Origin of the sequence: Mesorhizobium sp. LNJC394B00, assembly GCF_000502555.1 — a bacterium.
Lineage (GTDB): Bacteria > Pseudomonadota > Alphaproteobacteria > Rhizobiales > Rhizobiaceae > Mesorhizobium.
On sequence record NZ_AYWH01000002.1, the window covers coordinates 1,303,321 to 1,318,809 of the forward strand.

General features: G+C 64.4%; 17 protein-coding genes. 14 read left to right on the forward strand and 3 right to left on the reverse strand.

Going from position 1 to position 15,489, the window contains the following annotated elements; translation table 11 throughout:
• Positions 1 to 56: 56 nt before the first annotated feature.
• From pcaD to pobA, 6 genes are read left to right on the forward strand one after another with little or no spacing between them, the layout of a single operon-like run.
• Complete coding sequence (gene pcaD / locus X751_RS153390; RefSeq protein WP_023687922.1) at positions 57 to 866, forward strand: 3-oxoadipate enol-lactonase; 810 nt, start codon at positions 57 to 59, stop codon at positions 864 to 866.
• Positions 859 to 1,272 (forward strand): 4-carboxymuconolactone decarboxylase, encoded by a 414-nt coding sequence (pcaC, locus tag X751_RS153385; RefSeq protein ID WP_023685273.1) that lies wholly within the window; start codon positions 859 to 861, stop codon positions 1,270 to 1,272. The genes pcaD and pcaC overlap by 8 nt, the downstream gene beginning before the upstream one ends.
• Positions 1,262 to 2,017, forward strand: a complete 756-nt coding sequence (gene pcaH, locus X751_RS153380; protein WP_023744539.1) for a protocatechuate 3,4-dioxygenase subunit beta — start codon at positions 1,262 to 1,264, stop codon at positions 2,015 to 2,017. Before pcaC ends, pcaH begins: the two co-directional genes overlap by 11 nt.
• The gene (gene pcaG / locus X751_RS153375) at positions 2,017 to 2,631 is read left to right on the forward strand and encodes a protocatechuate 3,4-dioxygenase subunit alpha (protein WP_023744540.1); all 615 of its coding nucleotides are present in this window, start codon (positions 2,017 to 2,019) and stop codon (positions 2,629 to 2,631) included. Before pcaH ends, pcaG begins: the two co-directional genes overlap by 1 nt.
• A 17-nt stretch (positions 2,632 to 2,648) precedes the next feature.
• Positions 2,649 to 3,701, forward strand: coding sequence for a 3-carboxy-cis,cis-muconate cycloisomerase (locus X751_RS153370; protein WP_023729439.1), 1,053 nt, complete (start codon positions 2,649 to 2,651; stop codon positions 3,699 to 3,701).
• Positions 3,701 to 4,873 carry a 4-hydroxybenzoate 3-monooxygenase gene (pobA, locus tag X751_RS153365; RefSeq protein WP_023744541.1) on the forward strand — a complete coding sequence of 391 codons (1,173 nt, stop codon included), beginning with the start codon at positions 3,701 to 3,703 and terminating at the stop codon, positions 4,871 to 4,873. Before X751_RS153370 ends, pobA begins: the two co-directional genes overlap by 1 nt.
• Before the next feature lie 13 nt (positions 4,874 to 4,886).
• Here pobA and pcaF read toward each other — a convergent pair whose 3' ends face one another.
• The 3 genes from pcaF to X751_RS153350 are packed head-to-tail and all read right to left on the reverse strand — an operon-like array spanning position 4,887 to position 7,736.
• The gene (gene pcaF, locus X751_RS153360; RefSeq protein ID WP_023744542.1) at positions 4,887 to 6,092 is read right to left on the reverse strand and encodes a 3-oxoadipyl-CoA thiolase; all 1,206 of its coding nucleotides are present in this window, start codon (positions 6,090 to 6,092) and stop codon (positions 4,887 to 4,889) included.
• Between the two features lies 1 nt (position 6,093).
• Positions 6,094 to 6,882: a CoA-transferase subunit beta gene (locus X751_RS153355; protein WP_023744543.1), complete on the reverse strand. Its 789-nt coding sequence runs from the start codon at positions 6,880 to 6,882 to the stop codon at positions 6,094 to 6,096.
• On the reverse strand, positions 6,879 to 7,736 hold the full coding sequence (locus X751_RS153350) for a CoA transferase subunit A (protein ID WP_023685266.1): 858 nt from the start codon (positions 7,734 to 7,736) through the stop codon (positions 6,879 to 6,881). The genes X751_RS153355 and X751_RS153350 overlap by 4 nt, the downstream gene beginning before the upstream one ends.
• 116 nt (positions 7,737 to 7,852) lie before the next feature.
• Between X751_RS153350 and X751_RS153345 the strand changes: the two genes are divergently transcribed.
• The 8 genes from X751_RS153345 (at position 7,853) to X751_RS153310 (ending at position 15,452) form a co-directional block, all read left to right on the forward strand.
• The gene (locus X751_RS153345; protein WP_023744544.1) at positions 7,853 to 8,623 is read left to right on the forward strand and encodes an IclR family transcriptional regulator C-terminal domain-containing protein; all 771 of its coding nucleotides are present in this window, start codon (positions 7,853 to 7,855) and stop codon (positions 8,621 to 8,623) included.
• Between the two features lie 208 nt (positions 8,624 to 8,831).
• Entirely contained in the window at positions 8,832 to 9,557 is a 726-nt protein-coding gene (locus X751_RS153340) for a GntR family transcriptional regulator (protein WP_023687928.1), read from the forward strand.
• A 3-nt stretch (positions 9,558 to 9,560) separates the two neighbouring features.
• Positions 9,561 to 10,595 carry an ADP-ribosylglycohydrolase family protein gene (locus X751_RS153335; protein WP_023714832.1) on the forward strand — a complete coding sequence of 345 codons (1,035 nt, stop codon included), beginning with the start codon at positions 9,561 to 9,563 and terminating at the stop codon, positions 10,593 to 10,595.
• Positions 10,592 to 11,566: a PfkB family carbohydrate kinase gene (locus X751_RS153330; protein WP_023733150.1), complete on the forward strand. Its 975-nt coding sequence runs from the start codon at positions 10,592 to 10,594 to the stop codon at positions 11,564 to 11,566. The genes X751_RS153335 and X751_RS153330 overlap by 4 nt, the downstream gene beginning before the upstream one ends.
• Before the next feature lie 33 nt (positions 11,567 to 11,599).
• Complete coding sequence (locus X751_RS153325; protein ID WP_023687931.1) at positions 11,600 to 12,661, forward strand: ABC transporter substrate-binding protein; 1,062 nt, start codon at positions 11,600 to 11,602, stop codon at positions 12,659 to 12,661.
• Between the two features lie 66 nt (positions 12,662 to 12,727).
• A complete protein-coding gene (locus X751_RS153320; RefSeq protein WP_023744545.1) occupies positions 12,728 to 13,597 on the forward strand; it encodes an ABC transporter permease in 870 nt (289 codons plus the stop codon).
• Entirely contained in the window at positions 13,597 to 14,385 is a 789-nt protein-coding gene (locus X751_RS153315; protein WP_023744546.1) for an ABC transporter permease, read from the forward strand. The genes X751_RS153320 and X751_RS153315 overlap by 1 nt, the downstream gene beginning before the upstream one ends.
• Positions 14,385 to 15,452 (forward strand): ABC transporter ATP-binding protein, encoded by a 1,068-nt coding sequence (locus X751_RS153310; RefSeq protein ID WP_023690769.1) that lies wholly within the window; start codon positions 14,385 to 14,387, stop codon positions 15,450 to 15,452. The genes X751_RS153315 and X751_RS153310 overlap by 1 nt, the downstream gene beginning before the upstream one ends.
• Positions 15,453 to 15,489 lie beyond the last annotated feature (37 nt).

Consider the following 15,489-nt stretch of genomic DNA (forward strand, 5'->3'; position numbering starts at 1 on the left):
ATATCATTTTACCAAACCAAATGCCTTGTGCAATGTGAACACGGAGGATCGAAATCGTGCCATTCGTCAACATTGGCGGCATCACGCTGCACCATCGCCATATCAAGGCGAAGGGAAATGCGCGGCCGATCGTGTTCATCAATTCGCTGGGCACCGACTTCCGCGTCTGGGACGAGGTGTTGTCCGAACTGGGTGGCGAAATGCCTGTGTTGGTCTACGACAAGCGCGGCCATGGCCTGTCCGACATTGGTGGCGTCAGCTCGATCGACGAGCATGTCGATGATCTGTCGGGCCTGATCGATCATTTCGAACTGAACAATGCGGTGCTGTGCGGCCTGTCGGTGGGCGGCCTGATTGCGCAAGGGTTTTATGCCCGGCGCCCCGAAATCGTCGACGGCCTCATCCTGTGCGACACCGCCCACAAGATCGGCACGGCCGACAGCTGGAACACCCGCATCGAAACGGTCGAAAGCAAAGGTATCCAGGCCATCGCCGATGCCGTGCTCAAAATGTGGTTTACGCCTGCCTTCCACGCGGACCGTGTCGCCGAGCTCGACGGCTACTGGAACATGATGACCCGGCAAGCCGTCGCCGGCTATGTCGGCACCTGCGCCGCGGTGCGCGATGCCGATTTCACCGAGGCCGCGCAGGGGATAGCGGTACCCACGCTTTGCGTCGTTGGCGACCAGGACGGCTCGACGCCGCCGGATCTCGTCCGCTGGCTGGCCGATCTGATCCCAGGCGCACATTTCGAAATCATTCGTGACGCCGCGCACATCCCTTGCGTCGAACAGCCCAAGGCGCTGACCACCCTGATCCGCGATTTCGTCGCGGCGCTTCCCCTGAGAAAGCAGACCCATGGATGAACTGCCCAAAAACGAAACCAGATATCAGACCGGGCTGACCGTCAGGCGCTCGGTGCTCGGCGACCCGCATGTTGATCGCAGCGAGGATGCCGTCACCGATTTCGACCGGCCGTTCCAGGAGCTGATCACCGAGGCAGCCTGGGGCACTGTGTGGGCGCGTCCGGGCTTCAGCAGGCGCGAACGCTCGATCGTGACGCTGGCACTGCTGGCCGCCCTTGGCCATGATGAAGAGGTCGCCATGCATGTGCGCGCCACCGCCAACACCGGTGCGTCGCGCGACGATATCTGCGAAGCGTTCCTGCATGTCGCGATCTATGCCGGCGTGCCGGCCGCCAACCGCGCCTTCAGGATCGCCAAGGAGGTGTTTTCGGAAATGGACGGAAGCAGGGCTGGCCATGCCAGCTGATGCCGGCTCGAACCGCAGGCCCGAGAGCGGAGCCTTCTTCCAGCGCGACCGTGGCTGGCATCCGCCGGCGCTGACGCCCGACTACAAGACGTCGGTGTTGCGCTCGCCGCAAAAGGCGCTGCTGGCCTTCGACAACACGGCGTCCGAAATCACCGGTCCGGTGTTCGGCCACGCCATGCTCGGCGAACTCGACAATGACCTGATCCACAACTTCGCCAAGCCCGGCGAGAGCGCAATCGGCGAGCGTATCATCGTCTATGGCCGCGTGCTCGACGAGCGCGGCCAGGGCGTCTCCGGCGCGCTGCTCGAATTCTGGCAGGCCAATTCAGGCGGCCGTTACCGCCACAAGAAGGACGGCTATCTCGCGCCGCTCGATCCGAATTTCGGCGGCTGCGGCCGCACCATCACCGATGCCGATGGCGGCTATGCCTTTCGCACGGTGAAGCCAGGTCCCTATCCCTGGCCGAACGGGCCCAATGACTGGCGGCCGTCGCACATCCATTTCTCGGTGTTCGGCCACGGCTTCGCACAGCGGCTGATCACCCAGATGTATTTCGAGGGCGACCCGCTGATCTGGCGGTGCCCGATCGTGCGCGGTATCCGCGACAGGGCGGCGATCGAAACGCTGGTCGCCGCGCTCGACATGCAGGCGACGATCCCGTTCGACGCGCGCGCCTACAAGTTCGACATCGTGCTGCGCGGGCGTCGCGCCTCGCTGTTCGAAAACCGGCCGGAGGGCAATTGATGGCGCAGGCGCTCAGCCGGCTGAAGGAGAGCCCGTCGCAGACCGCCGGGCCCTACGTGCATATCGGGCTGACGCCGAATTTCGGTGGTATCGGCGGCGTCTACCCGACAGACTTGGGCGCGACGATGCTCAACGACAACGCCAAGGGCGACCGCATCGGTTTGCGCATTCGCGTGCTCGACGGCACCGGCACGCCGCTCAAGGACGCGTTGATCGAGATCTGGCAAGCGGATGCCAATGGCTTCTACAATTCGCCGGCCGAATTGCGCGGCGATGCCGATCCGGATTTTCAGGGCTGGGGCCGTCAGCCGACCGACATGGAAACCGGCCTGTGCAGTTTTCAGACGATCAAGCCGGGACGCGTGCCGTATGGCGACGGGCGGCTGATGGCGCCGCATATCAGCCTGTGGATCGTCGCCCGCGGCATCAATATCGGCCTCCACACGCGGCTCTATTTCTCCGACGAGGCCAAGGCCAATGCCGAGGATCCGATCCTGGCCCGCATCGAGCACAAGGTGCGCGTGCCGACGCTGATCGCCGAGCGGCAAGGCGACGACTATATTTTCGACGTCCATCTCCAGGGGGAGAAGGAAACGGTCTTCTTCGACAGCTGACGGAGGAAACCAATGACATGACCGTATCGCCCTTCGACCATCCGCTGCTTTCCGGCCTGCTCGGCGACGAGGAGGCGGCTCGGCATTTTTCGGTCGATGCGGAAATCGCCGCCATGCTCGATTTCGAGCGCGCGCTGGCGCAAGCGGAAGCCGAAAGCGGGATTATCGGCACGGATGCCGCCGCGGCGATTGTACCTGTCCTGTTGTCCTACAAGCCGGACACCGCGCGGCTGCGGGCCGGTGTGGCGAAGGATGGCGTGATCGTGCCCGAACTGGTGCGCCAGTTGAAGGCAGCGGTCGGCGCGCCGCACGACGCCGGCGTGCATTTCGGCGCAACCAGCCAGGACGTCATCGACACTGGCCTGGTGCTTCGGCTGCGCCGGCTCATTGAACATCTCGACCTGCTGCTGACTGAAAACATTCTGCGGCTGGTGGGGCTGGAAGAACGTTTTGGCAGCCGAGCATTGACAGCGATGACGCGCATGCAGCCGGCGATCCCAATTCAGGCGTCGAATCGCGTGGCGGTGTGGCGCACGCCGCTGCAACGGCATCAGCAGAGACTGTCGGAGCAATCCAAGCGTCTGATCGTGGTGCAGTTTGGCGGCGCCGCCGGCACGCTGGAGAAGCTGGGCGACAAAGGACCTGCCGTGCGCGCGGCCCTTGCCGCAAAGCTCGGCCTTGGCGACGCGCCGCAATGGCACAGCCAGCGGGATGCGCTGGCCGAATTCGCCGGGCTGCTATCGCTCATCACCGGCAGCCTCGGCAAGTTCGGCCAGGACATTGCGCTGATGGCGCAAGATGGAACCGACATCAAGCTGTCCGGCGGCGGCGGCTCGTCGGCCATGCCGCACAAGCAGAACCCGGTGAAGGCGGAAGTGCTGGTGACGCTGGCGCGCTTCAACGCCACCCAGCTTTCCGGCATGCATCAGGCGCTGGTGCATGAGCAGGAGCGCTCCGGTGCTGCCTGGACGCTGGAATGGCTGCTCTTGCCGCAGATGGCGGTTGCGACCGCGGCTGCGCTACGGCTCGCCGCCGAACTCGCCGGACAGATCGAAAGCCTGGGACACTGATGCGCACCCGGATTGTCATTGTCGGCTCCGGACCGTCCGGGCTGCTGCTTGGCCAGCTTCTCGGCACCATTGGCGTCGAGACGGTGATCCTCGAACGTTCGAGCCGGGAGCATGTGCTTGGCCGGGTGCGGGCAGGGGTGCTCGAACAAGGCACCGTCGAGTTGCTCGAAGAGGCTGGCGCAGCTGCAAGGCTGCATGCCGAGGGCCTGCTGCATGCCGGCATCTCGCTTGCCTTCGGCGGCGGCCCGCACCGGCTCGACCTCACGGCACTGACTGGGGGAAAGCATGTCACCGTCTATGGTCAGACCGAAGTGACGCACGATCTGATGGACAAGCGCGAGGCGGCCGGGCTGACCACCGTCTATGAGGCGGCCAACGTCGCGCTGCATGGTTTCGATGGCGAAGCGCCTTACGTCACCTATAGCAAGGACGGCGTCGGCCATCGCATCGACTGCGACTTCATCGCCGGCTGCGATGGCTATCACGGCGTCAGCCGCAAATCGGTGCCTGGGCGGGCGCTGAAAACCTTCGAGCGGACCTATCCCTTCGGCTGGCTCGGCGTGCTGGCCGAAGTGCCGCCGGCCGATCACGAACTGGTCTACGCCAACCATGAGCGGGGCTTTGCGCTATGCTCGATGCGGTCGACGCATCGCAGCCGCTACTATGTGCAGGTCCCCGCTGACGAACAGGTCGAGTCCTGGAGCGACGATCGCTTCTGGGACGAGTTGCGCAGTCGCCTGCCGGAACCGACCGCAGCCGCCGTCGTTACCGGCCCGTCCTTCGAAAAATCGATCGCGCCGCTGCGCTCCTTCGTAGCCGAACCGATGCGCTTCGGCCGGCTGTTCCTGGTCGGCGACGCCGCCCATATCGTGCCGCCGACGGGCGCCAAGGGGCTCAACCTCGCCGCCAGCGACGTGCGCTATCTCTTTGCCGGGCTTCGCGAATTCTATCTGGACAAGTCGCCGGCCGGGCTCGACGCCTATTCAGCCAAAGCGCTGGCTCGGGTGTGGAAGGCGGTGCGCTTCTCCTGGTGGATGACGACGATGCTGCACCGCTTTCCCGATACGGGCGAGTTCGGCCAGCGCATCCAGGAAGCCGAGCTCGACTATCTCGTGCATTCGCAAGCGGCGTCGACCGCGCTGGCTGAGAACTATGTCGGTTTGCCCTATTAAGGGCGGTGCAAACTCAAACCCGTTCAAGCGCCACCGCGATGCCCTGGCCGACGCCGATGCACATGGTGGCCAGCGCATAGCGGGCGCTGCGCTCGCGCAGTTCCAGTGCCGCGGTGCCAGTGATACGCGCGCCCGACATGCCCAAGGGATGACCAAGCGCGATGGCGCCACCATTGGGGTTGACGTGCTCCGCATCCTCGGCGATGCCGAGTTGGCGGAGCACGGCGATGCCTTGGGAGGCGAAGGCTTCGTTGAGTTCGATGACATCGAATTGGTGCGGTGTCAGGCCGAGGCGAGCGCAGAGCTTTTGTGTCGCCGGAGCAGGGCCGATGCCCATGATGCGCGGCGCCACGCCGGCGGCAGCGCCGCCGAGGATGCGGGCGATCGGCGTCAGGCCGTGTTTTTTCACAGCCGCTTCGGAGGCGATGATCAGCGCCGCCGCGCCATCGTTGACGCCCGATGCGTTGCCGGCGGTGACCGTGCCGTCTTGCCGGAACGGCGTCGGCAATTTGGCCAGCGACTCGACCGTGGTGCCGGCGCGGGGATGCTCATCCTTCGATACGATAGTCGCATCGCCCTTTTTCTGCGGGACCGACACCGGGGTAATCTCCTTCGCCAGCCGGCCATTGGCCTGTGCCGCGACGGCCTTGTCCTGGCTGCGCACGGCAAAGGCGTCCTGGTCGGCGCGCGACACTGAAAAATCCTCGGCGACGTTCTCGCCGGTCTCCGGCATGGAATCGACGCCATATTGTTTCTTCATCAGCGGGTTGATGAAACGCCAGCCGATGGTGGTGTCATGGATCTCGGCATGGCGTGAAAAGGCGGTCTCGGCCTTGGGCATGACGAAGGGCGCGCGGCTCATCGATTCGACGCCGCCGGCGATCATCAACTCGGCTTCGCCCGCCTTGATGGCGCGGGCGGCAATGGTGAGCGCGTCCATGCCGGACCCGCAGAGGCGATTGACGGTCGAGCCTGAAATTTCCTTCGGCAGTCCGGCCAGGAGCAGCGACATGCGGGCTACATTGCGGTTGTCCTCGCCGGCCTGATTGGCGCAGCCATAGACGACGTCGTCGGCAGCCTGCCAGTCGATGCCGGCATTGCGCTCGACCAGCGCCTTCAGCGGGATGGCGCCAAGATCGTCGGCCCGCACCGACGACAGCGAGCCGCCGAAACGGCCGATCGGGGTGCGGATGTAATCGCAGATGAATGCCTCGGTCATGTCATGCGGCCTTTTCTTTTCCGCTTCCCTCATGCGCCGCCTTGGTGCGGGCCTGCAGGTCGCGCAATGTCGTCAGCTCGAGTTCCGTCGGCGCCGGCGTTTCGTCAAGCGCCTCGGCGAACTTTACGATCCAGCCACAGCTGTCCTGCACCTGCTGCCGCGTTGCGCCGGGATGCAACGACACCACGGTGAATTCCTTGCTCACCGGATCTGGCTTCCAGATGGCAAGGTCGGTGATCAGCAGCGTCGGCCCTGATGTCTCGATGCCGAGGCGCTGGCGATGGTCGCCGCCATTGCCATGGCCGAAGGAGGTGAAGAAGTCGATCTTCTCGACCATGCCGCGCTTGGACTGCGCCATGGTGATGTAGATCTCCTTCGACGAGGTGGCGATCTCCGGCGCGCCGCCGCCGCCGGGCAGGCGGGTCTTGGGATGCGCATAGTCGCCGATGATGGTGGTGTTGATGTTGCCGAACTTGTCGAACTGGGCGGCACCGAGGAAACCGATCGAAATGCGACCGCCCTGCAGCCAGTAGCGAAACATCTCCGGCACCGAGACGGTCGTGACGGCGGTGTCGCAAAGTTCGCCGTCACCGATCGACAGCGGCAAAACATCGGGCGCGGTGCCGATGGTGCCGCTTTCATAGATCAGCGTGATGTCGGGCGCATGCGTCAGTCGCGCGACGTTGCAGGCGGCCGACGGCGCGCCAATGCCGACGAAGCAGACATCGTCGTTTTTCAGGGCTCGGCTGGCGGCAATCGTCATCATCTCATTGGGAGTAAAGCCGCTCATGCCGCGCTCCTCAGATGCTTTACGCGGCCGGCGAAATCGTCCGCCGTGCGCTCAAGGACATTGGCCTGCATCCAGGTCTGGAATTTTTCACGGTCGGCGGCGATGTCGTCCCATTCGAGATAGGCGGCGTTGTCCCTGGCATAGTAGCCGTGCGTGTAGGAGGGATGCGAACCGCCTGATACCACCGAGATCGCAGCGATGGTCCAGCGCGGCAGCACGGTGAGGTTGGGATGCAGGTCGTCGAAATTGTCGACGACTTCCTCTACCGTCACCACGGCGCGCTTGGCCGCGAGCACCGCTTCCTTCTGGATGCCGATAATGCCTTCGACCAGCACATTGCCTTTTTTGTCGGCCTTCTGAGCGTGGATGAAGGTCACGTCCGGTCGGATGGAAGGAACGGCGGCAAGCACCTCGCCGGTGAACGGGCAGGTGACCGAGCGGATGTTGGGATTGACTGCCGCCAGCCCGGCGCCGCGATAGCCGCGGAACACCGCGCAAGGCAGGCCGGCAGCTCCCGCCTCGTAGGCGTTGGCCATGCCGGCATGGCTGTGCTCCTCGATCTCGATCGACCGGGGGAAGCCGTTCTCGATGGCGTCGCGGGCGCGGCGCAGCAGGCCGACGCCGGGATTGCCGACATAGGAGAAGATGATCTTCTTGGCCATGCCCATGCCGATCATCTGGTCGTAGATCAGGTCGGGGGTCATGCGGATGAGCGTCAGGTCGCGAAAGCCCTGGCGGATGGCCTCATGCGCCGCCGCCGTCGGGATCAGATGCGTGAAGCCTTCGAAGGCGACCGTATCGCCATCATGCAGGTTCTCAGCCACGGCCTGTTTGAGCGGCAGGAAATTGACCATCGCCAAGAACTCCGAAGTTCAAAAAGTTCGTATTGCGAACATTTGTTTTGTATGAGATATTTTTACATCGCGCCGCCGAGACGAGTCAAGGCGGCGCATTGTCTTGCGGAGGCCGCATGGAGGACGAGGCAACGACACGCGACCATGTCGGCTCGCTGGAGCGCGGCCTTGCAGTCATGGAGATACTGGCCCGGCATCCGGCCGGGATGACGCTGACCGAAATGGCGGAGGAGGCGGGGCTGACCCGCGCCGGCGCGCGTCGCTTCCTGCTGACGCTGACCGCGACCGGCTATGCCACGCAATCCGGCCGGCAGTTTTCGCTATCGCCGCGCCTGCTCACCATCGTGCGCTCCTGGCTCGGCGGCGCCTCGCTGTGGACATTCGCCGCACCCATCATGCGCGACGTGGCCGCCCAGTTCGACGAGGCCTGTAACGCGGCGGTGCTGTCGGGCGAGGAAGTCGTCTATGTCGCGCGCATTCCTGGCCGCCGCATCCTCAGCGTTTCGCTCGATGTCGGCACCAGGCTGCCGGCGCATTGCACCTCGATGGGGCGCGTCCTGCTTGCGGGGCTGGGCGCGGATGAGCTGAAGGCCTTGCTTGCAGAGGCGAGGATCGAGCGGCGCACGCCGAAGACGATCACCAGCCGCGCCGCGCTGGCCAAGGCCATCGACGCGGCGAGGGCGGATGGCTTTGCCGTCGTCGATGAAGAGCTGGAACTTGGCCTGCGCTCGATAGCGGTGCCGATCTATGGCCGCGCCGGCAAGACCGTGGCGGCGATCAACGTCTCGACGCAGTCGGCGCGGCTCTCCGTCGAGGCGATGGAGCGGGATATCCTGCCAGCGCTGCGGACGGCCAAGCAACGGATCGAGGAATTTTTCTTCGTGTGAGCGCAAGGCTAATCGCCTGAGGGAAGCGCTGCCCCCGCTCTGTCTCGGAGACGGGAGCGCCCTACGCGGTTAGCGTCGCCATGCGAACAAACGATGCCTTGGGGCACCTGAGCACAACGCATATGCGTGAATCCAAATATATCGTTGACGTCGCCCTTCAACTCCAATATCGAACAGGACTATACAGGTTTACTGAACAGGTACCCATATGAAGCGGCGCGCGGTTCAACTTTCTCCCGGCACGGGCAAGCCCGAGCAGATCGCCACCGTTCTCGAACATGAGATCCGCTCCGGCGTGCTTGGCTTCGGCGACCGCCTGCAAAGCGAGAACGAACTCGTCCAGCGCTTTTCCGTCAGCCGCAACACGGTCCGCAAGGGCCTCGAGGAGTTGTCCAGCCGTGGGCTGATCACGACCAAGGTCGGCATCGGCTCCTTCGTCACTTTCGACGGCAAGCCGGTCGATGACAGCATTGGCTGGTCGCGGGCGCTGGCCAATGCCGGCGCCAATGCCGAGACGCGGACGCTGCGGCTTGAAGTGATCGAGGATGCCGATCTTGCCGCGCTGCTTGGCATCGAAAGCCCGTTCTTCATCGCCGTCGACCGGGTGCGCACCAATGCCAGCGACGGCCATGCGATCTCCATCGAACGCAGCCGCCTGCCGCTGTCGCCCGAACTGGAGGACGTGCCGCTGCGCGGTCTGCGCGAAGGCTCGCTGCACCAGACGCTGCGCGGCGCCGGCCTCATCCCAGACCATGGCGAGGAATGGGTCGGCATCGAGATGCTGAATGCCGAAGACGCCGCCATTCTCGGCTGCCCGCAAGGCACGCCGTTCCTGCGCGGACGCCGGCTGACGCGTGCGGCTGACGACCGGCCGATCGAATATGTAACCAGCCTGCTCAACCCGGCGCATTTCGCGCTGCATATGAGGTTTTGAGCGATGCCGGACAGAACCAACGACACGCTCGATCGCGCCATGGGCGCGCTTGTCGGTGGGGCGCTCGGTGATGCGCTGGGCATGCCGACGCAGCTTCTGTCGCCGGCGCGGATCGCCGAGCTATACGGCCATGTCGAGGATTTCGTGGCGCCGTTTGCCGATCATCCGGTGTCGAAGGGGCTCGTTGCCGGCACCATCACCGACGATACCGAACAGGCGCTGCTGCTTGGTCGCATTCTCGTCGAGTCCGGCGACCGCTTCGATCATGCGCGCTGGGTGAACGCACTGCTCGACTGGGAGCGCGAGGTCAAGGCGCGCGGCAGCTATGACCTGCTGGGACCATCGACCAAGCGCGCCATCGACGCCATCAATGACGGCGTGCCGGCGGAAGAGGCGGGAAGCCGGGGCGACACCAATGGCGCGGCCATGCGCATCGCGCCGGTCGGCATCATGATGCCGCTGGAACCGCTCGACGCTTTTATCGCCAAGGTGGCGGAGACCTGCCGCGCGACGCACAACACCTCGATCGCCATTGCCACGGCTGCCGCCGTCGCCGCCGCCGTCAGCCGTGGCGTCGCCGGCGGCGACTGGCGTGCCGCTTCCGACAGCGCGGTAGCAGCCGCGCGGCGAGGCGCCAGGCTCGGACATTGGGTGACTGGTGGCGATATCGCCGCGCGTATCGCCTGGGCGCAGGAGCTCGTGCGCGGCAAGACCACGCGGGATGCGATCGGGCTCATCACCGATCTCGTCGGCACCGGTGTGGCCAGCCAGGAGTCCGTGCCGGCAGCTTTCGCCGTGCTTGAAGTCGCGCAGGGCGATCCCTGGCAAGCGGCAATCATCAGCGCCAATCTCGGCGGCGACACCGACACGATCGGCGCGATTGCCTCAGGCATGGCCGGCGCCTGCGTCGGCTTTTCGCAACTGCCGCAACAACACATTGCCGGGCTCGTCGGCATAGATATGGGGGAGGTGCGCTCGCTTGCCGAAGACCTCGTCGCGGCGCGCACGGCAAAGGCCAGCAAGGATGCCGCGGCATGAGTGGGCGTCTGGTCCATATCGGCAGCGCCGTCGTCGACTATGTCTACCGCATCGACGCCTTGCCGGCGCCGGGCTGCGAGAAGACCGCGTCGAGCTTTGCGCAGGTCGCCGGCGGCGGCTTCAACATGATGGTCGCGGCCAGCCGCACCGGCATGACGGTGGTGTTCGGCGGCCAGCTCGGCAGCGGACCGAATGGCGATTTTTTGCGCGCCGCCTTTGCGGCCGAAGGCATCATAACGCTGACGTCGCCATCGCCGGTCATGGACAGCGGCAATTGCGTCGCCATGATCTCCGGGGATGCCGAGCGCACCTTCGTGTCGTGGCCCGGTGCGGAGAGCATTCTCAGCCTCGAGATGATGAGGCCCGTGGTGGTCGCGCCTGATGATTGGGTGTTCACGTCGGGCTATACGCTTAGCTATTCCGGCAGCCGCGACGCGCTGACCGACTGGATCGAGGCGCTGCCAGAAAACATTCCCTTCGTTTTCGATCCAACGCCGGTCATCGCGGATATCCCACGTCCCATCCTGTCGCGGGTGCTTGCCCGTACGACATGGCTGAGCTGCAACATGACGGAAGCGGTCGAGATCGCTGGGCAAGGCGATGTCGAGGCACTCGCCGCCCGGCTGCTCGCCGACCACTGCCCAAAGGCCGAAGGCGTCGTTATCCGCGCCGGCGCCAAGGGCTGTTTCGTGAGGTTGGTCAATGGCGAGACGCAGACCATTGCCGGCTTCAAGGTCGATGCCATCGACACCAATGGCGCCGGCGACACCCATATCGGCGGTTTCGTCAGTGCACTCTCGCGCGGCGTGCATCCCTTCGAGGCGGCGCGCTATGCCAATGCGGCGGCAGCACTTTCCGTCACCCGCCATGGCGGCTCATCGGCGCCGACCGACAGCGAGATCCAGACTTTCCTGAGCCAGGCCGCCACGGGCGAGCCGGGCCAGAACCAGAAGGCCCATCAGACAGCCTGACCCGCCAAGCGGGCAAACAAGAGAGGAACGAACATGCGCATGCCAAGACTGACTGCCCTGCTGACGGCGACCGCCGTCATCACCTCCGCGCTCACGCTGGCCGCCAGTGCCGCCGAAGTGCATGTGCTCAACTGGAAGGGCTACGGCGCCGACGAGCCGTGGGCGATCGAAGCCTTCGAAAAGGCGACCGGCAACAAGGTCGTCAACGACTTCTTCAATTCCGAACAGGAAATGCTGACCAAGATCCGCACCAATCCGGGCCTCTATGACGTGGTCATGATCAACGCCGCCTTCAACGATCAGGCGATGGCGGAAAAGCTGATCCAGCCGATCGATGTCTCGAAGCTGCCGAACTATGCCGACATCAGCAAGGACAAGGCGCAATCGCCGATGCTCGACCATGACGGCAAGGTCTATGGCGTGCCGTGGGTGTGGGGCCTGACGGCGCTGGCAATCAACGAAAAGTCCTTCGACAAGCCACCGACCTCGATCGCCGAAATGTGGGACCCAGCGCATAAGGGCCGGGTCGTCATTCGCGACGACGCTGTCGAAGCGGTGCAGTTCGGCGCCATCGCCACCGGTCAGAATATCAACGACATCAAGGATATGGAAGCGGTCAAGGCGAAGCTTACCTCGCTGATGCCGCAGATCAAGACGTTCTGGAGTTCGGAGAACGACTGGAACCAGATGGTCGCCTCCAACCAGATCGACATCGGCACCTATTGGAGCGGCTCGGCCGATCGCGCCAAGACCCACTTCAAGCTGCCGGTCTCGCTGGTCGTTCCGCAGGAAGGCGCCGTCGCCTGGCTCGACGCGTTCTCGATCCCGGTGGGCTCGAAGAATGTCGAAGGTGCGCAGGCCTTCATCAACTGGATGATCGATCCGAAATTCTATGTCGAATGGGTCACCAAGGTCGGCGCTCCGGTGTCGGCCAACACCAAGGCGGTGGAAGCGCTGCCTGAAGACTCCTTCAACCGCAAGGTGATGGGCGATCCCGAGGTGGCCAAGCGCATCCAGTTCCAGGCGCCGATCACCGACGCGCAGCGCGAGGCCTATCTGGCGCTGTGGCAGCAGCTCAAAGTCGACGTGAAGTAACGCTCACGTCCGGACCAGCCGGCGGTTGGCGCCGGCTGGCCCTTCAATCCTGGGGAGGAGGGTATCATGGCAGTACAGGGTGCGGTCGCGTCGCGCAGCGGGCTGAGATCGGCCCTGCCGCTGCTGGCGCCGGCCTATCTCTGGCTGATGGTGGCGATCTTCCTGCCGCTCTCGGCCATGGTATTCTTCTCCTTCATGACCGACCTGCCGCTGTCGGGAAAGCCGTGGGCGGTCACCCTTGGCAATTACGCCGCCTTCTTCTCGCAGAGCCTGTACCTGACGCTGCTGCTCGCTTCGCTGCGGCTCGGCCTCGAAGTGACTTTGTGGTGCGTCGTCATCGGCTACCCCGCCGCCTATGTGCTGGCCAAGGTGCTGAAGGGGCGCAGCCGCGAGGCGATCTTCCTGCTGGTCATCCTGCCGTTCTGGTCGAACGGGCTGGTGCGCATCTTCTCCTGGGCGATGGTGCTGCGCGAGGGCGGCATCCTCGACACGGCGCTCAACGCCGTGCTGCCGTTCAAGATCAACATCGACCTGATGTATTCCTATCCCGCAATCATCATCGGCCTGGTGCACTCCTACGTGCCCTATATGGTGCTGACCTGCTATCTCACGCTGCAGGCAATCGACGACTCGCTGATCGAGGCCGGGCGCTCGCTCGGCGCCTCGCGGCTGCAGGTGCTGAAGCGGGTGATCATCCCGCTGTCTATGCCCGGCCTGGTGGCAGGTGCGGCACTGATCTTCGTGCCGGTCGTCGGCTCGTTCATGGAGCCGCGCATTCTCGGCGGTCGCACCGGCACCTTCTACGGCACGGTGATCGAAGACCAGTTCGTCGCCGTGTTCAACTGGCCGCTTGGTGCGGCATTGTCGTTCATCCTGCTCGCCGTCGTGCTGGTCATCCTCGCAGTTGCCTCGCCGGTGCTGAAGAGGGCCGCGTGATGAAGACCACCCGCATCCTCCAAGGGCTGGGCCGGTTTTACATCTTCCTGCTGCTCGCCTTCCTCTATCTGCCGATCATCATCATGGCGCTGATGTCGTTCAACGTCTCGCCCTTCTACCAATTGCCGTTCGAATGGACGACGGAATGGTATGCCTCGCTCTGGCAGAATGACCAGCTGATCGCGGCGACCTGGAACAGCCTCGAGATCGCAATCATCACCACGCTCATCTCAGTGGTGCTGGGCTCGGCGGCATCGCTGGCGCTGTTCCGCTATGATTTCCGCGGCAAGAAAGTCCTGCAGGCACTGCTGTTTCCGCCGATCGCCATTCCATGGCTGATCACCGGCACGGCGATGCTGATCTTCTTCTTCGGCGTCGGCATTGGCCGCGGCCTGTTCGCCATCCTGCTCGGCCATGTGGCGCTGGCGCTGCCCTATGTCATCGTCGTCGTCTCGGCCCGGCTGCAGACTTTTGCACCGGAGCTGGAAGAGGCGGCGCGCTCGCTCGGCGCCAACCAGTGGCAAGTGACGAGGCGTGTGACGCTGCCGTGGATCATGCCCGGCGTCATTGCCGGCGGCTTGTTCGCATTTGCCGTGTCGTTCGACCAGTTCGTCGTCTCCTACTTCCTGGCGACCCCGGGGCAGACGACGCTGCCGGTCGAAATCTACGCCGCGATCCGCAAGGGGTTCACGCCCGAGATCAACGCGGTCTCGACCATCATCATCGTCGTGTCGATGGCGCTGATGCTGCTCACGGCGCGCTTCTTCAAATTCGGCGGAGAGAAATAATGGCCGGCGTGCAGGTATCGAACGTCTCGCGCAGTTTTGGCGCGCACAAGGCGCTGGACGACGTCTCCATCGATTTCGCCGATGGCGGCTTTTATGCGTTGCTCGGCCCATCGGGCAGCGGCAAGACCACGCTGCTTCGCCAGATCGCCGGCTTCGACTTTCCCGATACTGGCCGCATTGCCATTGGCGGCGAGAGTGTGGAACGCGTGCCGGTCGAAAAGCGGCGCATCGGCATGGTGTTCCAGAACTATGCGCTGTTTCCCAATATGAGCGTTGCCGACAATGTCGCCTTCGGCCTGTCGGTGCGCGGCGAAACGAAAGCGACGATCGCCACCGAAGTGCAGCGCGCGCTCGATCTCGTCCAACTCGGGAAGCTCGGCGAGCGCCGGCCGCACCAGCTCTCCGGCGGCCAACGCCAGCGTGTGGCGCTGGCGCGCGCCATCGTCACCAAGCCGCGCGTGCTGCTGCTCGACGAGCCGCTCGGCGCGCTCGACAAGGCGCTGCGCGTTGACATGCAGATCGAGCTGAAACGCATCCAGCGCGAGGTCGGCATCACCACCATCTTCGTCACCCACGACCAGGAAGAGGCGCTGACGATGAGCGACCGCATCGGCATCTTGCGCGACGGCAAGCTCGTGCAGGAAGGGCCACCGGAGGAGATCTACAACCGGCCGAAGAGCGAGTTCGCCGCCACCTTCCTTGGCGACGCAAACATTTTTCGCGGCGATGCGACCGGCAACGGCATCCGGCTGCCTGACGGCACGGCGATCGCCGCCGGGGTGGGTGATCGGCTTGCCGCCGGTACGAAGGCCAGCTGCGCCGTGCGTCCCGAACGCATTCGCATCGCGACCGATGCCGGGGTTGCGGATGCGGCCAATGCCAACGCTCTGAAGGGCCAGATCTCCAAGCGCATCTTCGCCGGCAACAACAGCACCTATTTCGTCGAGCGCGCCGGCCAGACGCTGAAGGTCATCGTCCAGAATACCGGCAATGACCGGCTGGCCGAGGGCCAGGATGTAATGCTCAGCTGGTCGCCGGAAAGCACTGTGCTGATTGCCGCAAACTAGTTCGCACCGTCACCCCGGCATGGTTCTGATGGGAATT